This window comes from Pseudomonas sp. CFII68, assembly GCF_000416195.1.
Classification (GTDB): Bacteria; Pseudomonadota; Gammaproteobacteria; order Pseudomonadales; family Pseudomonadaceae; genus Aquipseudomonas; species Aquipseudomonas kilonensis.
In genome coordinates this window covers 56,980-74,053 of record NZ_ATLN01000094.1, presented here as the reverse complement: position 1 = coordinate 74,053, position 17,074 = coordinate 56,980, and the positions used below count along the sequence as shown (strand labels likewise).

General features: G+C 61.4%; 16 protein-coding genes. 14 read left to right on the top strand and 2 right to left on the bottom strand.

Translation table 11 applies throughout. From position 1 onward, the window contains the following. Positions 1–226 precede the first annotated feature (226 nt). The 11 genes from CFII68_RS11495 to CFII68_RS11540 all read left to right on the top strand — a co-directional run bounded on the left by CFII68_RS11495 (position 227) and on the right by CFII68_RS11540 (position 8,782). A complete protein-coding gene (locus tag CFII68_RS11495; RefSeq protein WP_033062701.1) occupies positions 227–1,486 on the top strand; it encodes a winged helix-turn-helix domain-containing protein in 1,260 nt (419 codons plus the stop codon). Then, the gene (locus CFII68_RS0126055; RefSeq protein ID WP_033062700.1) at positions 1,483–1,947 is read left to right on the top strand and encodes a transglycosylase SLT domain-containing protein; all 465 of its coding nucleotides are present in this window, start codon (positions 1,483–1,485) and stop codon (positions 1,945–1,947) included. Before CFII68_RS11495 ends, CFII68_RS0126055 begins: the two co-directional genes overlap by 4 nt. Positions 1,948–2,076: 129 nt before the next feature. Continuing rightward, positions 2,077–3,249, top strand: a complete 1,173-nt coding sequence (locus CFII68_RS11500) for a PrgH/EprH family type III secretion apparatus protein (RefSeq protein WP_018608686.1) — start codon at positions 2,077–2,079, stop codon at positions 3,247–3,249. A 7-nt stretch (positions 3,250–3,256) separates the two neighbouring features. Then, positions 3,257–3,517: a type III secretion system needle filament subunit SctF gene (gene sctF / locus CFII68_RS11505; RefSeq protein ID WP_018608684.1), complete on the top strand. Its 261-nt coding sequence runs from the start codon at positions 3,257–3,259 to the stop codon at positions 3,515–3,517. Positions 3,518–3,575: 58 nt separating this feature from the next. Continuing rightward, positions 3,576–3,884, top strand: coding sequence for a type III secretion system inner rod subunit SctI (gene sctI, locus CFII68_RS11510; protein WP_018608682.1), 309 nt, complete (start codon positions 3,576–3,578; stop codon positions 3,882–3,884). Next, complete coding sequence (locus CFII68_RS11515) at positions 3,881–4,603, top strand: EscJ/YscJ/HrcJ family type III secretion inner membrane ring protein (protein WP_018608680.1); 723 nt, start codon at positions 3,881–3,883, stop codon at positions 4,601–4,603. The genes sctI and CFII68_RS11515 overlap by 4 nt, the downstream gene beginning before the upstream one ends. Next, positions 4,590–5,156 carry a type III secretion apparatus gene (locus CFII68_RS11520; RefSeq protein ID WP_018608679.1) on the top strand — a complete coding sequence of 189 codons (567 nt, stop codon included), beginning with the start codon at positions 4,590–4,592 and terminating at the stop codon, positions 5,154–5,156. The genes CFII68_RS11515 and CFII68_RS11520 overlap by 14 nt, the downstream gene beginning before the upstream one ends. Then, positions 5,128–5,835: an oxygen-regulated invasion protein gene (locus CFII68_RS11525; RefSeq protein ID WP_018608678.1), complete on the top strand. Its 708-nt coding sequence runs from the start codon at positions 5,128–5,130 to the stop codon at positions 5,833–5,835. Before CFII68_RS11520 ends, CFII68_RS11525 begins: the two co-directional genes overlap by 29 nt. Then, on the top strand, positions 5,825–6,262 hold the full coding sequence (locus CFII68_RS11530) for a hypothetical protein (RefSeq protein ID WP_235862389.1): 438 nt from the start codon (positions 5,825–5,827) through the stop codon (positions 6,260–6,262). The genes CFII68_RS11525 and CFII68_RS11530 overlap by 11 nt, the downstream gene beginning before the upstream one ends. A 47-nt stretch (positions 6,263–6,309) precedes the next feature. Further along, the gene (locus CFII68_RS11535) at positions 6,310–7,665 is read left to right on the top strand and encodes a hypothetical protein (protein WP_018608674.1); all 1,356 of its coding nucleotides are present in this window, start codon (positions 6,310–6,312) and stop codon (positions 7,663–7,665) included. 97 nt (positions 7,666–7,762) lie between these two features. Then, positions 7,763–8,782, top strand: a complete 1,020-nt coding sequence (locus tag CFII68_RS11540; RefSeq protein WP_018608672.1) for a quinone-dependent dihydroorotate dehydrogenase — start codon at positions 7,763–7,765, stop codon at positions 8,780–8,782. A 289-nt stretch (positions 8,783–9,071) separates the two neighbouring features. Here CFII68_RS11540 and rmf read toward each other — a convergent pair whose 3' ends face one another. Then, the gene (rmf, locus tag CFII68_RS26885) at positions 9,072–9,287 is read right to left on the bottom strand and encodes a ribosome modulation factor (RefSeq protein ID WP_003223300.1); all 216 of its coding nucleotides are present in this window, start codon (positions 9,285–9,287) and stop codon (positions 9,072–9,074) included. A 531-nt stretch (positions 9,288–9,818) separates the two neighbouring features. On the opposite strand from rmf, the gene rlmKL reads away from it, so the two are divergent. Further along, positions 9,819–12,089: a bifunctional 23S rRNA (guanine(2069)-N(7))-methyltransferase RlmK/23S rRNA (guanine(2445)-N(2))-methyltransferase RlmL gene (gene rlmKL, locus CFII68_RS11545; protein ID WP_018608655.1), complete on the top strand. Its 2,271-nt coding sequence runs from the start codon at positions 9,819–9,821 to the stop codon at positions 12,087–12,089. A gap of 143 nt (positions 12,090–12,232) precedes the next feature. Further along, on the top strand, positions 12,233–14,617 hold the full coding sequence (locus CFII68_RS11550; RefSeq protein ID WP_018608654.1) for a diguanylate cyclase: 2,385 nt from the start codon (positions 12,233–12,235) through the stop codon (positions 14,615–14,617). 261 nt (positions 14,618–14,878) lie between these two features. On the opposite strand, the gene dacB is transcribed toward CFII68_RS11550, so the two are convergent. Further along, the gene (gene dacB / locus CFII68_RS11555; protein WP_018608653.1) at positions 14,879–16,345 is read right to left on the bottom strand and encodes a D-alanyl-D-alanine carboxypeptidase/D-alanyl-D-alanine-endopeptidase; all 1,467 of its coding nucleotides are present in this window, start codon (positions 16,343–16,345) and stop codon (positions 14,879–14,881) included. Positions 16,346–16,576: 231 nt separating this feature from the next. Here dacB and CFII68_RS11560 point away from each other — a divergent pair, with 231 nt between their 5' ends. Next, positions 16,577–16,921, top strand: a complete 345-nt coding sequence (locus tag CFII68_RS11560; protein ID WP_003199553.1) for a YggL family protein — start codon at positions 16,577–16,579, stop codon at positions 16,919–16,921. Positions 16,922–17,074 lie beyond the last annotated feature (153 nt).

Below are 17,074 nucleotides of genomic sequence, written 5' to 3'. Positions count from 1 at the left end.
TCGCTCGTGGAGTTGGCCCTAGGTACATGTCTATAGGCGTGGACTTGTAAGGTTCGCTGGGTGACGGCCTACTCAATATGTTGTGGTTTCCTACGCAAATGAGGCTTTTAGTCCTACGGAATCCCCCCACACATCTTCCTATAGTCACGCAGCTCGTCATCCCGAGCCTGTGCCTGCCACAGGCTCAATCGCGCTTCAGTAACTTTCTATAGAGAAGTCTCAGTGTATGGACAGTGCAACTGATCAAACCCCAGTCAAGTCATTCGTTTTTGACCACTGGCTACTGCAAAGCGATGGAACGCTGATGCGAGATGGACAAGGAGTTCATGTTCCACCCAAAGAGCTGCACGTGCTGCGCCTGTTGTTGAGGTCGGCGGGTACGGTCGTGAGTAAGGATTATCTGCTTGATCATGTCTGGCCGCGGATGGATGCGGCGGAAGAGTCGTTGACCCGGTGTATCTATGCCTTGCGCAAGTTGTTCAAGGAGCACAAGGGTTACATTGCGACGGTTTACGGCCAGGGTTATCGGTTCACCGGTTCCGTGGTCGAGCTCGATGTGACGAGCCAGGCGAGGGCGGTGGCGCCGTCGTTGGCGGTGTTGCCTTTGCGCAATCTGGACGAGATCGCCGCGCTGGATCTGCAGGATCTGATGATCCGCCAATTGACCACAGCATTCGGTGAGGCGTTGCATGTCATCCCCTCGGGGCTGATCGCGGCCAGCGGTGTATCGGACGATGTGCGGGCGTTGGCCGGGCGGTTGCCGGCGGATTACTGCTTGAGCGGGCGTTTTATCGGCGCGGGCGGGCTGCAACACTGGTCGGTCGAGTTGATTCGTGGCTGCGATCAGTCTCTGCTGCATGGGCAGACGCTGGATGCCTGTGATCTTGGGGAGGCGCTTGGCGTGTTGACCAGCCTGGTGGCCCAGTGTGTACCCGGGTTGCGTCCGGTCGGTGATCGCTGCGGGTCCTATTCGGCGGCGGTGGCGTATCTCAACGGGTTGTGCAGCGTGCAGCAGCACACGGTGCAAAGCCTCGGCGATGCCCTCGTGCTGTTCAGGCAGTGCGTGAAGCTCGACGCCGGGTACGCACCACCCTGGTGTGGCTTGGCGGATGTGTGGCTGGGGCGGGCGATGATGGGCCTGGGTGATCCGGCTCGCGCCATCGAGGAGGCGCATTCGGTGGTCTCCCGTGCGTTGGCACTGGACCCCGCCAGCCTCCCGGCGTTGACGCGCCTGGCGTTGCTCACCAGTTTGCGCGGTTGCGAGCAGGCGGCCCAGGTGTTGTTCCGGCGCTGCCTGTTGTCGGCCGATCAGGCGGACGTGCTGTACTTTCACGCCTGGCATCACTGGTTCTGGCGGCGCAACGAGCAAGCGGCGCAGATGGTCGACCAGTGCCTGGCGCATGATCCGGACTGTGTCCGGGCGCAGATCCTGCGGGTGCGCATTCACGAACAGCTGACGTGGATCGGCGAGAGGCGCCTGGCATGAAGCGGCGCCGGAAAACCTGGTTATGCGTGCCGGTGTGTCTTGGCCTGGGTCTTGGCACGCCCCAGGCACAGGCCTGGTGTTGGAGCAGGGCGGGGCAGTTGCACGCCATCGAGCCCGAGCTGCTCCAAGCGATTGCCGAAGTCGAATCAGGTCTGCGCTCGGACGCCATCAACCACAACCGCAACGGCACTCGCGATATCGGGCTGATGCAGATCAACAGCATTCATCTATCGCGCTTGAGTGCCCAGGGCATCACCGAGCAACGCCTGTTGGATGAGCCTTGCCTGTCGGTAGAGGTCGGTGCCTCGGTGCTGGCCGGGTTTATCGCCCGTTACGGTTACAACTGGACGGCGGTCGGCGCCTACAACGCCGGCAATGCCCCGGATCGCCAAGCGGCGCGGCTGCGTTATGCGCGCAAAGTCTGGCAACGTTACCAAGTGATCACCCAGGCCGGGGACTGACGGCGTCACGAACGGGCCCCGCGCAGGATTCTGATCCTTTGCAGCACGCATTCGGCAGAATCGGATCAGGAATCCTGCGAACGCCTTTCCTAACCTACCTGCTCATTCGACCTTCCTGGAGTTTGGACGGTGACAGTCCCTACGGCCCCCACGCTACAGCCCTGCATCCTGCGGATCCTCAACGGTCCGTTGCAGGGCTGCGAATTCCCGCTCGGCGAGGGCACGACCCTGTTCGTCGTCGGGGCCGTGGAGGTGTTGGGGGACGGCGCACGTGTTGCCAGCGTGCCGGCGGATGCGATCTTCGTTCCCCTGGAGGAGGGTGGCTGCAATTTCGAGGTACTGGCCGACCAGGCCACGCCGGACGGTGTGCCGGTGCGCTTGCTCGGTGATTCGATCGAAGTACGTCACTGCGTCTTCCAGGCCCGTATGCAACTCGGCGGGTTGCAAGTGGCCTTGCGTCCAGCAGATCAATCCTGGGCGCCCGAGTGTCTTGGTCCGGCAGATAGCCCGTGCAATGCCGCCGTGTTCAGCGGATGGCGTGCCCATTGGCCCCGCGGGATTGCCGGTGCTCTGGCGTTGGCTGCGTTGGTCGCCGTGGTCAGCCTCTGGTCGATGCCGGGGCCGTCGCCTGAAACCGATATTCGTGGGTTGATCGCCGGCGCCAGTGCGCCGGTCCAGGTGCTGCGCGGTCGTGATGAGGCGGTTTATGTCTTCGTGTCTTCCGAGCGCGATGCCGGTTGGAGCCGGCAGGTGCTGACGCGCCACGCCCGCCTGAACAGCGAGGTACTGCTGCTGGACCAGGAGCGTCGCCGGCTGGAGCAACTGCTGGTCGACCATGATCCGCAACTGGCGTGGCACTTCCTGGACCTCAAGGATCCGTCGGTGCCGCGCCTGTTGCTCAGCGCACAACGCAACCTGCTCACGCCCGACAAGCAGGCCAAGCTGCTCGATACCGTGCTCGCGGCGGCGCCGTATGCCCACGATGTCGTGCTGCAGATGCAGGATGACGTGCTGCTCGCTGACCTTGCGCAGGGCGGCTTGCAACGCCTGGCATTGACCTTCAACCGGGTCGAACACGCAGATGGGGTCTCGTTCGCCATCGAGGGCAATCTGCAAGACGGCGAGCTGGCCGCTGCGCGCCAGTACGTCGACGATTTCTACCGGCAGTGGGGTGATCGCTACGTGCACTTCATGGTCGAGCTCAAGGACGACGCGCTCAAGGGCAAGTCGTTCCAAACCGGCCCGCAGGGCTACGTCAAGACGAGTCCTTCGTCTTGGTATTTTTCCAAACAGATACCGTAGGTGAGCAATGGCTGATATCGGTTTACCCATCAAATTTCCCGACGACTTCCTCGGCGACCAAGCCTCCGCGTTCGAGGAAGGGGCAAAGCTACTCAAAGTAGCTTTGGACGAAGCGCTTACAAAGCTGCAAGGCGATGCCTCTGATCCCGGATTGTTGGCGGCCTACCAGACCGCATTTTCCTCCTACACGGTGTTCCGCAACGCCCAGACCAACACGATCAAGGGCTTCAAGGATATCGACATGGCGATCATCCAGGCGGCCCGCTGACGCTTTCCCTTTCGACTGGCCATCGCTCGTGACGATGGCCATTTAATGAGTGCATCGTATGTCCACCCAGAGTTTTGCCCCGTCGCTTATCGCACAGTCAGCCTTCGTTGAATTGCGTGCTCCGCAGGAAGGTCCGATCGTTTCCCTGGAATCGCGCTTGATCGAAATGTTTGCCGGTTCCGCCGTCGACAGCGCGCAAGAGGTCTCGGCGATCAATCAGCTGCTGCAACGTCCGGATATCACCGACCCTGAAGTATTGACCCAGTTGCTGGAGCTGACAGGGCAATACAACGTGGAGATCAACTTGCTCAACGTGCTGGTGCGCAAAGCCGTGGGCACGGCAGAAACCCTGTTGCGTGCCTCATGAAGACCGGCGTGCTGGTGGTGCTGTTGTGCCTGGCGCTGGTGGGGTGTCGCCAGCCGAACCTGCTGGAAGGGCTGGATCAGCAGCAGGCCAACGAAGTGCTGTCGGTGCTGCAACGCAACAACATCGCGGCGGTGAAAGTCGACACCGGCAAAACCGGGTATGCGGTGAAAATCGACGCCCGTGATTTTTCCGCCGCCGTTGATCTGCTCAACCTCTATTCGCTGCCTTCCCGGCCACGCCTGCAAGTGGCCGAGATGTTTCCGTCCGATTCCCTGGTGGCCTCGCCCCGCGCGGAAAAGGCCCGCTTGTATTCGGCGCTGGAGCAGCGCATCGAACAGTCGCTGAGTGTGCTCGAGGGCGTGGTGTCGGCGCGAGTCCATGTCAGTTACGACCTGGATGCCGGCGAGGGCGGGCGCAAGTCGCCGCCTATTCATCTCGCGGCGGTGGTGCTGCATGAGCGTGATGTCGAACCGCAATTGTTGATCACCGACATCAAGCGTTTTCTCAAGAACAGTTTTGCGGCGGTGGAGTACGAGAACGTCTCGGTGGTGCTGTCCAAGCGCTCACCGACCCAGCATGTCGCGCCGTCGGTGGCTGTGACGCGGGGGCATTCGCCGTGGCCGTGGTGGTTGGCGGCGATCAGCGCGGTGTTAGTGGCCGGTGGCGGCGCTTGGGTCTATCGCCAGTCAAGCGCAGGGCGGCGTGATGTCGGAGCTTGAGTGCCTGGAACAGATCCTCGCCGAGCCTTTGGCGTATCTGCACCCCCAGCGTCTGGTTGTACCGGCGGGATTCGAAGGCGTCGAGGCACGCACGTTGCTCAACCGGATCGTGCTCGAAGGGTTGGGGCTGCACGGCCCGTGGCCTTCGATGCCGTTGTCCGGCGTGGCGAAGCAATGGGTTCGCCATTGGCGACAATTGCCCTATATCGCCTTGCTGATGGGTGCCTATCGCTTGATGCCTGACCTGGCGCGCGGCGCGGCGCTGCAGTGCTTGCCCGTGTCGGTTCGTCGGTTTGCCAGCTTCAATCTGGGGGCTCGTGGCGGCCTGCCGGTGGAGTGCGTGCCGGTTTCAATGGCGCGGGTCGAAGCGGCCGGCCTCAATGCGTTGTGGAGCTGGAACGAGCACGTTCCTCATCTATTGCTCGAGCGCCTGAGCTTGCAGTTCTGCGAGCCGGTCGTTCGCTTGCATCGGCAATGGCCCGTGACGAAACCTGATCCAACCCTGTTCTTTTTGGCGGTGCAGCATGCTCGACTCCATCCGACTCCTGACTGACCTGCCCGCATGCGAAGACGTGCGCCTGGCTCGCGAAGACATCACTGCCGCGCGCCGTCGTCAGCGCTTACAGCTGGAGGCCCAACGCCGCGCGCGGGAGTGTCTCGAGCAAGCGCACCGTGATGTCGAGGCGGTGCATGCACAGGCGTTCCAGCAGGGCTATGCCGAAGGCGTCCTGCGTGCGAGCGAACATCTGGCTGAAGGCCTGCTGAATTCGCAAACCCTGGGATTGCAATTGCGCAACGATCTGGCCCGGGCCGCTGGTGATCTGCTCGGGCAAGCCTTGAGTCGCCCCGAGTGGCTGGATGAAATGCTGGAACGTTGGCTGGCCGGGCAGGCGGGCGACTCGGGCGCGGTCCTGCACCTGTTGTTGCCAATGCATTGCCGTCCGCGCGGCCAAGCGCTGCGTGAGAGCGTGGGCAGGCGATGGAACGGCGAGCTGATCCTGGAATATCACCCGCAAGACCGCTATGTGCTGCGCCTGGCGGATCAACTGCTGGAGTTCGATGTCGAGGCGACCCGGGAACGGCTGGTGCCCCGGTTACTGGCGAGCCTCGCCAACCTGCCGGAGACGGTGCGCTTGTTGGATCAGGCCTCAAGGCAGGCGCTGGCGGATGTGTGCGCAAGCTTCACCGATTTCGCGCCAACCGACACTGCCGAGGCTCGCCATGAAGATTGAATCCATGACGGTTTCCAGCCTGCTCGATCACGACGCGAATGAGTCGGTCCAGACCCTGGAATCGCGGCTGCTGGCGGCCCGCGAGCAAGCACCTGACAGCAAACGCCCCAATCCCGAGTTCGAGCACTTGTATCAATTGCTACTGGCGATGGAGGGGCAGGGGGAAAAGGCGATTCATGAATTCCTCCGTACGTTGCGCGGGCCGGATGGCATGGCGGCGGCGTACCCCACCGCCCAGGCGTTGATGGCGATCACGCTGCAGGTTTTGGTGCGATTGAAGGACGATGGGTTGGAAAAGTCGCAGATCTATAAGGAGGTCAGCGGCGCCAATGGGTTGGCGTTCGCGATGGACCTGTTTACCAAAAGCTTTATGCGGGACGTGTTCCAGCCCATGGGGGATGAGGCTTGGGAGAAGAGTGAGTGGTGAGAGACGCTCAAGGATAACGCCTATAAAAATAACAAGGAGAAACAAATATGCGAGTTGATACTTCATTTACCCCTTCAATAGCTTCCACGGCGTCCGGCAGCGTTTCATCCTTAGAATCTACGATCAGTCCACTTGATGCTTCGAAGTTGGAGATTGGGGATTTTAGCGTGAAGTCGCTAGGAACAGATCGAGAAATTACAGCCGGTTTCGAGCTTATGGACCGCGCGACAAATCCATACGTTGAGGAATTAAAGACTGGCTTGGGGGAGTCGGACATGGATGCGGTGGTGCAAATTGAGCGATACGTCTACAACGGTGACATACCCGAAGGAGATGAAAAAAACGGGATTTTTGCCACCTTAAATGTAGGAGCCACAGGCACCGAAACCCAAGAGGGTCGACTGAAGGCTGTGCTTGAGGCAGGGTTGGGATTACTCGAAGCCGCCAAGGGGCCAGGGCTCAATGCGCTGAATATCGCCATGCACACAGGGACAATCATTGTGCTGGCTACCCTTTTGCGCGAGTACATTGCCTCTCTGGTTGTGGATGCTATTGGCGAAGGTGATACACCTGAGGCCTCTCAGGCGTGGGCGGCTGTTGCGCTGGCGATGACGGGCCCTGCGCTAATGTTGGCGGGAAAAATCGGCGAGTGGTACGCAACTGGGGCGCGACCGACCGCGCTTTCGATAGTGTCGTGTCTCTGCATGGCAAGCGCGGTGATGGGAAGTACGATCGCGGCAGGTGTGACGGGCACGGCCTCGAAGCTACTCCCCTCAGTCGGCGGCCTTGCCTATAACGGGGCCAGGGCTGCGGCTGAACTCGTCAGTCTTTTGAAAGTTGACAACGCAGGACTTCCGAATTTGAAGTCAAACGTGGCTACAGCTGCGTTTCATGGAGTGGTCTTCGGTGCGTTGAGGGAAGTGGTTAGCCTTATGCCGTTGAGCGGTCCTGCCAGGGCGGCCGCGCAGTTGAGTTACGATTTCGGTGCGGATGCTATTCAGGCTGGGCTGAACGGTTTCGCAATGATAGGCGATAAGGCCTTCTCGATTTTCTCCAGATGTTTGCTATCCCCCTCGCGAGGACTGGACTCGGTATTTTCTGATCCGGAGTCTTTGCAACAAATGAAATTGAAGGTGCGCGCTGGCCTCCGGCTGCCCACTGGAACCCATTTGGCGGATGCGGCGACCCTTGGGGGGCTACGTCTCTCGTTTGGTCACGCTGTCAACCTGGTCGGAGGCGCAGTAGCGTTATGGCTAAGTGGAACCGAGATCAGCGACGATAACCAAGGCCATATTGTCAACGGTTGTCTTGCTGCGACGATGATGCTTCTTTACGTCTTTCTCAGCTATGGCACCTCAAAAGACACTAGCAACACTTATGCCCTGGATACGCCCCTTCCTTGACCGAAACCGAGGAGCCGACAACCATCGGTTGCTCGCTCCCATCCCTCCACCCCGCTATAATCCGCGCCTCATTTCTTCGAACGAGTCAAACCCACCCATGTACACCCTGGCCCGTGAGCTGCTGTTCAAACTTTCCCCGGAAACCTCCCACGACTTGTCCCTGGACCTGATCGGTGCGGGCGGACGTTTGGGCCTCAATGGGTTGCTGTGCAAGGCCCCGGCGAAATTGCCGGTGACGGTCATGGGCCTGGAGTTTCCCAACCCGGTCGGGTTGGCGGCGGGCCTGGACAAGAATGGCGCGGCCATCGACGGTTTTGCCCAGTTGGGTTTCGGTTTCGTGGAAATCGGCACCGTCACCCCCCGACCGCAGCCGGGCAACCCCAAGCCACGGCTTTTCCGCCTGCCGCAAGCCGAGGCGATCATCAACCGCATGGGGTTCAACAACCTGGGCGTCGATCATCTGCTGACTCGCGTGGCCGCGGCCAAATACAAGGGCGTGCTGGGTATCAACATCGGCAAGAATTTCGATACGCCGGTGGAGCGCGCCGTCGACGACTACCTGATCTGCCTGGACAAGGTCTACGCCCACGCCAGCTACGTGACCGTCAACGTCAGCTCCCCCAACACCCCGGGGCTGCGCAGCCTGCAATTCGGTGATTCGCTCAAGCAACTGCTGGCCGACCTGGCCCGTCGTCGCGCAGAACTGGCGTTGATTCACGGCCGGCACGTGCCGCTGGCGATCAAGATCGCCCCGGACATGACCGACGAAGAGACCACCCAGGTGGCCCAGGCCCTGATCGAGACGGGCATGGACGCAGTAATCGCCACCAACACGACCCTGGGGCGCGAAGGTGTCGAAGGGCTGGAACACGGTGACGAGGCGGGCGGTTTGTCTGGCGCGCCCGTGCGTGACAAGAGCACCCACACCGTGAAGGTGCTGGCCGCTGAATTGGCGGGGCGCTTGCCGATCATCGCAGCGGGGGGGATTACCGAAGGCCGCCACGCCGCCGAGAAGATCACCGCAGGGGCGAGCCTGGTGCAGGTTTACTCGGGCTTCATCTATAAGGGGCCGGCGTTGATTCGTGAATCGGTGGATGCCATTGCGGCGTTGGGTTGATTCAGGAACGGTCGGCATCTATTGATGCGAGCAAGTTGTGGGAGCAAAGCTTGCTCGCGATGCAGGCGCCTCGGTTCCAGTTAGACCGCGTCGTCTTCATCGCGGGCACGCCTTGCTCCCACAGGGTGTCGCCACAACAGTGTTTGCAGCTCAACCTCTTGAAACCCAGGCATTAAAAAGGGCTCCTCGAAGGAGCCCCCTGGGCCGTAGCCCGCCGTCCGGATGGGACGTGCGTGGTTAAATCGATATGGGTGTCAAATTGTCGAGTTCTTGAGTATTAAGCCCTGTGTCAGCCGACGGCGTGAAGTTCGTTGAGTCTGTGGATACCCGCAGTGCCGGTCATACCGTCCCAGTTGTCGCCGCGTCCTTCTCGCCAGCCATTGATCCAGGCTTGACGTACCGACGGTAGAGTAAAGGGGCAAAGCTCACGGGATTTACCACCAACGCCATATTGGTAACCACGTAAAAATGCTCTTTCCAACGGATCACGCTTAAGTCTTCTCATAGGGTGTTGCCCTCACTTGTTGACTGTTACTTAGCGTCGACCTCTATCGAGGCCGGGGCAGAATCATTCTGCCGTTGGTGGCTCGTTGCCGGCGTGACGAGCCGAGGTGTTGACGCCGTTGCGACGTCAACCTGTGTTGAGTTCTAACCAAAGCGTCACATGGATGGAATGATCGTTTTGTCATAAGCACGTAACAATAAAGATGTTAGGGCGATAAGTAACTTGATGTTCGTTGACCGCTTTTGAGCAAGACCCCTGTATGATCGGCCCTGCGCCAAAGAGGATGGCCTTTCCTCGAATGAGAATGTCCCCCTGTTGCACTCGGGTACTATTCGACGAAAGGGTCGAGTTTTCACAATTTGTTGCACAGAATTTTTTTTCTGCCTTCGCATCTAAGCTCTTTTAACCTGAGCGGCGAGGGTGGCACGGCACACTTTCGTGCCACGCGGGTGCTCTTGAGAAAAGCACCTGATTGAACCCGGCCCGGCAATGCGTTGCCCGGTCCACTTAGCCAAAGGCTCTGGAAATCCCATGTCCGATCGTTTCGAACTCTTCCTCACTTGCCCCAAGGGCCTCGAAGGCCTGCTCATCGAGGAAGCCGTCGGGCTTGGCCTTGAAGAGGCGCGCGAGCACACCTCGGCCGTGCGCGGCATGGCCGACATGGAAACGGCGTATCGCCTGTGCCTGTGGTCGCGCCTGGCCAACCGCGTGTTGCTGGTGCTCAAGCGCTTCCCGATGAAGGACGCCGAAGACCTCTACCACGGCGTGCTGGATGTCGACTGGCAAGACCACATGCTGGCCGATGGCACCCTGGCGGTGGAGTTCAGTGGCCACGGCTCGGGCATCGACAACACCCATTTCGGCGCCTTGAAGGTCAAGGACGCCATCGTCGACAAGCTGCGCACGCCGTCGGGCGAGCGACCGTCCATCGACAAGCTCAACCCGGACCTGCGCATCCACCTGCGCCTGGACCGCGGCGAAGCGATCCTCTCCCTCGACCTCTCCGGCCACAGCCTGCACCAGCGCGGTTATCGCCTGCAGCAAGGCGCCGCGCCGCTGAAGGAAAACCTCGCCGCCGCGATCCTGATCCGCGCCGGTTGGCCGCGCATTGCCGCTGAAGGCGGCGCGCTAGCCGACCCAATGTGCGGTGTCGGCACGTTCCTGGTGGAAGCCGGCATGATCGCCGCCGACATGGCGCCGAACCTGCGCCGCCAGCAGTGGGGTTTCACCGCCTGGCTCGGCCACGTGCCGGCGTTGTGGAAGAAACTCCACGAAGAAGCCACTGAGCGCGCCGCTGCCGGCCTGGCCAAGCCACCGTTGTGGATTCGCGGCTACGAAGCCGACCCACGGCTGATCCAACCGGGCCGTAACAACGTCGAACGTGCCGGCCTGAGCGAGTGGATCAAGATCTATCAGGGCGAAGTCGCCACCTTCGAACCGCGTCCAGACCAGAACCAGAAGGGCCTGGTGATCTGCAACCCGCCGTACGGCGAGCGGCTGGGCGATGAAGCCAGCCTGCTTTACCTCTACCAGAACCTCGGCGAACGCCTGCGCCAGGCCTGCTTGAACTGGGAGGCGGCGGTATTTACCGGCGCGCCGGACCTTGGCAAGCGCATGGGCATTCGCAGCCACAAGCAGTATTCGTTCTGGAACGGCGCCTTGCCGTGCAAGTTGCTGCTGATCAAGGTGTTGCCGGACCAGTTCGTCACTGGCGAACGTCGCACCCCGGAACAGCGTCAGGCCGAGCGTGAGCAGGCCGCCTACGATCAGGCCCCGGAAGTACCGCAAGAGCGCCAGTACAACAAGAACGGCAACCCGATCAAGCCAGCACCGGCGCCGGCCCCTGTGGTCGAGCAGGCACGGTTGAGCGAAGGCGGGCAGATGTTCGCCAATCGCCTGCAAAAGAACCTCAAGTTGCTGAGTAAGTGGGCCAAGCGTGAAGGCGTGGACTGCTACCGGGTCTACGATGCCGACATGCCGGAATATTCCATGGCCATCGACCTGTACCACGACTGGGTGCACGTCCAGGAATACGTCGCGCCGAAGTCCATCGATCCGGAAAAAGCCTCGGCCCGGCTGTTCGACGCCCTGGCGGCGATTCCCCAGGCGCTGAACGTGGACAAGAGCCGCGTGGTGATCAAGCGTCGCGAGCGCCAGAGCGGCACCAAGCAGTACGAGCGCCAGAGCGCCCAGGGTAAGTTCACCGAGGTCAACGAAGGTGGCGTGAAGCTGCTGGTCAACCTCACCGACTACCTCGACACCGGGCTGTTTCTCGACCATCGGCCGATGCGCCTGCGGATCCAGAAAGAGGCGGCCGGCAAGCGTTTCCTCAACCTGTTCTGCTACACCGCGACCGCCAGCGTCCACGCTGCCAAGGGTGGTGCCCGGAGCACCACCAGCGTCGACCTGTCGAAAACCTACCTGGACTGGGCACGGCGTAACCTGTCGCTCAATGGTTTTTCCGACAAGAACCGCCTGGAGCAGGGCGACGTGATGGCCTGGCTGGAAGCCAGCCGTGACGAGTACGACCTGATCTTCATCGACCCGCCGACCTTCTCCAACTCCAAGCGCATGGAAGGCGTGTTCGACGTGCAGCGCGACCATGTGCAGTTGCTGGACCTGGCCATGGCACGCCTGGCCCCGGGCGGCGTGCTGTACTTCTCCAACAATTTCCGCAAGTTCCAACTCGAGGACAACCTCGGCGAGCGCTACGCTGTGGAAGAGATCACGGCCAAGACCATTGATCCGGATTTTGCCCGCAACGGCAAGATCCACCGTGCCTGGAAGATCATGGCCCGTTGATCCGGGCCTGATTGGATCCACGAAGCCTTGTAATCCAAGGCTTCCGGCCTCGTTCTGGGGCTGGTCAAAGTGATGGCGAATAGCTATAACTTAGGCTGTGTCCAGGGTTGTACTTATGCCTGGTACCTTCGCGAGTTGTATTTATGGCATTGCATCAGGTGCGCCCCAGAATCCTGGGTTTTATCAGCGAAGACGTGTCGGCCTGGCTGGTGGCTTCGCTGGTGCTGCTGGCCGGTGCCTTCCTGACTGGCGTGCTGACCTGGGCGATGATGAACCTGGTCAATCAACAACTGCGCCAGCGTTTCGAGATGCATGTCGAGGAGCGTTTCAGCCGCATTGAGGAACAGTTCCAGGACGAGGAGCAAATCCTCGGCAGCCTCGGACGCTTTTTTGCCAACTCCGAAGGGGTCTCCAACAGCGAATTCCGTGGCTACGCCGTCGCGCTGTTGCGCCGTACCCGGGCCTTCGCTTGGGTGCCCAGGGTGTTGCGCGACGAACGGCACGCGTTCGAACAGCGGGCGCAGGCAGAAGGGGCCACTCAATTTACGATCCGCGAGGCGGACGGCCACGGAGGCCTGCGACTGGCCGCCGAACGGGACGAATACGCACCGCTGCTCTACATCCAGAGCCAGGCGTCCTACGGGACACCGCTGGGCCTGGACCTGCTTTCCGAACCCGTGCGCCGCGCCACCCTCGAGCGGGCCCGCCAGCAAGGCGGGTTGGTGGCCTCGCAACCCGTGGACTTGATGGGCGCCGACCCGGTATTTTCCCGCGGGCTACTGCTGGTCGCGCCGGTGATCAGGGCGTCGGCCAGCGAACCGCTCGGGTATGTGGTGGCGGTCATCAGCATGCGGCAACTGGCGGGCGACGGGCTGCCGGCGTCCGGTCACGACAATCTGTCGATGCGGGTCATGGACCCGTCTACCAAAAACGGCGAGGAGGCATTGTTCGAGTCCCGCAACCCGCCGGGCCAGAGCGATTTGGCGGCGACCCGCCTGTTGCGTCTGGCTGATCGCGATTACCGGGTGGAATTGCGACCCAGCCGGGTGTTTCTGTCGACCAATCATTCTTCGGTCACGACCATGGTGATACTCGGCGGCTTGCTCAGCCTGCTGCTCAGCGCCTTGCTCTATGTGTTGGTCAGCCAGCGGCAGCGGGCCTTGAAACTGGTGGAGCAGCGCACCCGTGAACTGCGCGCCCGGGAGCAGGAGCTGCGCGGTACCCATGGCCAGTTGCGCGGTGTGCTGGATGCCGCGACCCAGGTCGCGATCATCGCCACTGACCTGCGTGGCGTCATCACCACCTTCAACGTCGGTGCCGAACAGATGCTCGGTTACCAGAGCTGCGAGGTCCTGCAGAGCATGACCCTGGAAAGCCTGCATGTACCGCGCGAACTCCAGGCCCGCGCCGCCCAACTCGGCGCGCGCTTCGGCAAGCCGATTCCGACGTGCCACGCGATGCTGCTCGAGGGCGGCGAGCAGGGCGGGCAACAGGCGCGGGAGTGGACCCTGGTGCGCCGCGATGGCAGCCACTTGACCGTGAACATGCTTGCCACACCGATGCTCGATGACCAGGGGCTGTGGGTCGGGCACCTGGCGATCTGCATCGATATCACTGAACGCAAGCGTGTCCACGAAGCGTTGGCTGCCCGTGACTTGTTGCTGAAAAAGCTCAGTGCCCACGTGCCCGGTGGCATCTACCAGTTCAAAATGGATTTCAACGGTCGCTTCAGCGTGATCTATGCCAGCGACGGCATTCGCGACATCTATGAAATGGAACCCGATGTGCTGGTGCAGAACGCCGAGGCGGTTTTCTCGCGGATCCACCCGTTGGACAGCACGCGCGTCCGCGCTTCGATTCGTGCTTCGGCCCATACCTTGAGCCCGTGGCGGGAAGAGTATCGGGTGCAATTGCCCTTGCGCGGGCTGCGCTGGGTACGCGGTGAGGCCACGCCGGAGGAACTGCCCGGCGGTGGAGTGTTGTGGCATGGCTATGTCTCGGATATTTCCGACCTCAAACGGGTGGAAGAAGAGTTGCGGGCCTTGTCCGTCACCGATGCCTTGACCGGCATTCGCAACCGCCGCTATTTCCAGGATCGCCTGACTTCGGAGATGGCTCGGGTCGAGCGTGGTTCCGGGGGGCTGGCGGTCATCATGCTCGACATTGACCACTTCAAGCGCATCAACGACCAGCATGGCCACGCAGTGGGCGACCGGGTGTTGCAGGCGGTCTGCCAACGCGTCGCCCAGCGGTTGCGGCGCACCGATGTGTTTTGCCGGCTGGGTGGGGAAGAGTTCGTCGTGCTGTGCCCGGACACTGACAGCGAAAATGCCTACATCTTGGCATTGGAGCTGTGGGAAGGCTTGCGGGCGGCGCCCATCGAGGATGTGGGGTTTGTCACCGCCAGCTTCGGTATCGCCACCTGGCGCGCCGGGGAGGGCGCCGATGCGTTGCTGCTAAGGGCTGACTCGGGCGTGTATGCGGCCAAGCAGGCCGGGCGGGATCGGGTCGAGACGCAGTTGGGTTAGCCACTTTTAGGTCTAGGGGGGCAAAGTGTGGGAGCGGGCTTGCTCGCGAAGGCGGCGTGTCAGCCAACGCAATGCTTGAATGTTATACCGCATTCGCGAGCAAGCCCGCTCCCACACTTGATCTTCAGTGGGCACAACCTTCGTGTGTGACACAAATCCCCTGTGGGAGCGAGCTTGCTCGCGATAGCGCCAGGTCAGTCACATCCATACCAACTGACCGACTGAATCGCGAGCAGGCTCCCACATTGGGTTTGTGCTGTGTCAGAGCACCGAAGCCGTCTGCGGCAGTTTCGGCTGGCGGTACAGGTCCAGCAGCACCTGGTCCAGCACCGACGAGGCGCCCCATGGTTTTGGATCGTTGAGAATCGCCACCACCGCCCAGGTATTGCCATTGATGTCGCGGCTGTAGCCGGCGATGGCGCGGACGGTGTTCAGGGTCCCGGTCTTGACGTGGGCCTCGCCCGCCATCGCGGTGGTCTTCAGGCGTTTGCGCATGGTGCCGTCGGTGCCGGCAATCGGCATCGAACTGATGAACTCGGCCGAGTACGGGCTGCGCCAGGCGGCTTGCAGCATGGCCGCCATTTCCCGGGCGCTGACCCGTTCGGCGCGGGACAGACCGGAACCATTCTCCATCACCAGGTGCGGTGCGGTGATGCCTTTCTTGGCCAACCACTGGCGTACCACCCGCTGCGCCGCCTTGGCGTCATCACCGTCGGCTTCGTTACGGAACTGCGCGCCGAGGCTCAGGAACAGTTGCTGGGCCATGGTGTTGTTACTGTATTTGTTGATGTCGCGGATGATCTCCGCCAAGTCCGGGGAGAACGCCCGGGCCAGGACCTTGGCGCTGCTCGGGGTCGCTGCCAGGCGGTCCTGGCCCTGGATGCTGCCACCCAACTCTTTCCAGATCGCTCGCACCGCACCGGCAGTGTAGGTGGCGTGATCCAGCAACGACAGGTAGGTCTGGGAGCTGCAACCGTCCCCGAGCTGGCCGCCGACGGTCACTGTCACGCTGCCGTCTGCTTGCGGTACCGGGTTGTAGCGCACGCCGCCGGCGCATTGCTTGGAATTGACGGCCTTGACCTGGTTGTCGATGCGAATGCTCGCAATCGGCGGCTCCACCGACACCAGCACCCGGCCGCCGTCGTTACGGGCGACGAAGCGCAGGGCCTTGAGGTTGACCAGCAGCGAGTCGGGCTTGACCAGGAATGGTTTGTTTTCGTCGTTGCCGTCGTCGTTGAACTCGGGCAGTTGCGGTTGGATGAAGAATCCACGGTCCAGCACCAGGTCGCCGGTGACCTGCTGCACGCCGTTGGCCCGCAGATCGCGCATCAGCAGCCAGAGTTTTTCCATGTTCAGCTTGGGATCGCCGCCGCCCTTGAGATACAGGTTGCCGTTGAGGATCCCGCCGTTGAGAGTGCCGTCGGTGTAGAACTCGGTTTTCCACTGGTGATTGGGGCCGAGCATTTCCAGGGCCGCGTAGGTGGTCACCAGCTTCATGGTGGACGCCGGGTTCACCGAGACGTCGGCGTTGTACAGGGTCGGAGTGCCGGGGCCGTTGAGTGGCACCATCACCAGGGACAGCGCGTCGTTCTGCAGCTTGCTGTTCTTGAGGGCCTTTTGCACGTTGGGCGACAGGGCGGTGTTGATGGTGGCGGCGTAGGTGGTGACAGGGAGGGCCAGGGGAAGAAGAAGGCTGGCCAGAAGCAGTGGACGCAAAGATTTGATCATTTGAAATAAAACCCTACGGGCGAGGGGGAAATAACGAGGACATGAAAATGAACGCCCTCAACGGTCATGAAAGTGTCGGCATTATGCCCCAAGCCGCAACGGCTGGGGCCGTGCCTGAGCCCTTCGGCTGCTATTTTTTACCGACGGTAGGTCGATACGCCCGATCAGTCGGGCAATCGCCGCACCAAACTGGTAAAGTGCCGGCCGTTATTACTTATGAGGATTGTTCCAATGGCGACTAACCGTTCCCAGCGTCTGCGCAAAAAACTGTGCGTGGATGAATTTCAAGAGCTGGGTTTCGAACTGAACCTGGATTTCAAAGAAGATCTGGCCGATGAGGCTATTGACGCTTTCCTCGACGCTTTCCTGAAAGAAGCCATGGAAGCCAATGGCCTGGGCTACGTCGGCGGCGACGACTACGGTCTGGTTTGCCTGCAGAAGCGTGGCTCGGTTTCCGAAGAGCAGCGCGCTGCCGTTGAAGCCTGGCTCAAGGCACGTCCTGAGCTGACCAGCGTTGAAGTCAGCCCGCTGATGGACGTCTGGTACCCGGAAAAGCCGATCAATCCGGTCGCTTGATGGTGTAAAAAAACCGGCGACCTCCCCAGGTGCCGGTTTTTTTGTGCCTGTCATTTATGTGGTGCTTGCCAGGCCGCCTTCGCGAGCAAGCCCGCTCCCACAGTGGATATGTGTCGCTCACATCACCTCTGTGGGAGCGGGCTTGCTCGCGAA

Excerpts from the sequence above, each read along its gene's own strand:
- CFII68_RS11495 (WP_033062701.1), top strand. The coding sequence starts at position 227 with ATGGACAGTGCAACTGATCAAACCCCAGTCAAGTCATTCGTTTTTGAC.
- CFII68_RS0126055 (WP_033062700.1), top strand. The coding sequence starts at position 1,483 with ATGAAGCGGCGCCGGAAAACCTGGTTATGCGTGCCGGTGTGTCTTGGC.
- sctF (WP_018608684.1), top strand. The coding sequence starts at position 3,257 with ATGGCTGATATCGGTTTACCCATCAAATTTCCCGACGACTTCCTCGGC.
- sctI (WP_018608682.1), top strand. The coding sequence starts at position 3,576 with ATGTCCACCCAGAGTTTTGCCCCGTCGCTTATCGCACAGTCAGCCTTC.
- CFII68_RS11515 (WP_018608680.1), top strand. The coding sequence starts at position 3,881 with ATGAAGACCGGCGTGCTGGTGGTGCTGTTGTGCCTGGCGCTGGTGGGG.
- CFII68_RS11520 (WP_018608679.1), top strand. The coding sequence starts at position 4,590 with ATGTCGGAGCTTGAGTGCCTGGAACAGATCCTCGCCGAGCCTTTGGCG.
- CFII68_RS11525 (WP_018608678.1), top strand. The coding sequence starts at position 5,128 with ATGCTCGACTCCATCCGACTCCTGACTGACCTGCCCGCATGCGAAGAC.
- CFII68_RS11530 (WP_235862389.1), top strand. The coding sequence starts at position 5,825 with ATGAAGATTGAATCCATGACGGTTTCCAGCCTGCTCGATCACGACGCG.
- CFII68_RS11535 (WP_018608674.1), top strand. The coding sequence starts at position 6,310 with ATGCGAGTTGATACTTCATTTACCCCTTCAATAGCTTCCACGGCGTCC.
- CFII68_RS11540 (WP_018608672.1), top strand. The coding sequence starts at position 7,763 with ATGTACACCCTGGCCCGTGAGCTGCTGTTCAAACTTTCCCCGGAAACC.
- rmf (WP_003223300.1), bottom strand. The coding sequence starts at position 9,287 with ATGAGAAGACTTAAGCGTGATCCGTTGGAAAGAGCATTTTTACGTGGT.
- rlmKL (WP_018608655.1), top strand. The coding sequence starts at position 9,819 with ATGTCCGATCGTTTCGAACTCTTCCTCACTTGCCCCAAGGGCCTCGAA.
- CFII68_RS11550 (WP_018608654.1), top strand. The coding sequence starts at position 12,233 with ATGGCATTGCATCAGGTGCGCCCCAGAATCCTGGGTTTTATCAGCGAA.
- dacB (WP_018608653.1), bottom strand. The coding sequence starts at position 16,345 with ATGATCAAATCTTTGCGTCCACTGCTTCTGGCCAGCCTTCTTCTTCCC.
- CFII68_RS11560 (WP_003199553.1), top strand. The coding sequence starts at position 16,577 with ATGGCGACTAACCGTTCCCAGCGTCTGCGCAAAAAACTGTGCGTGGAT.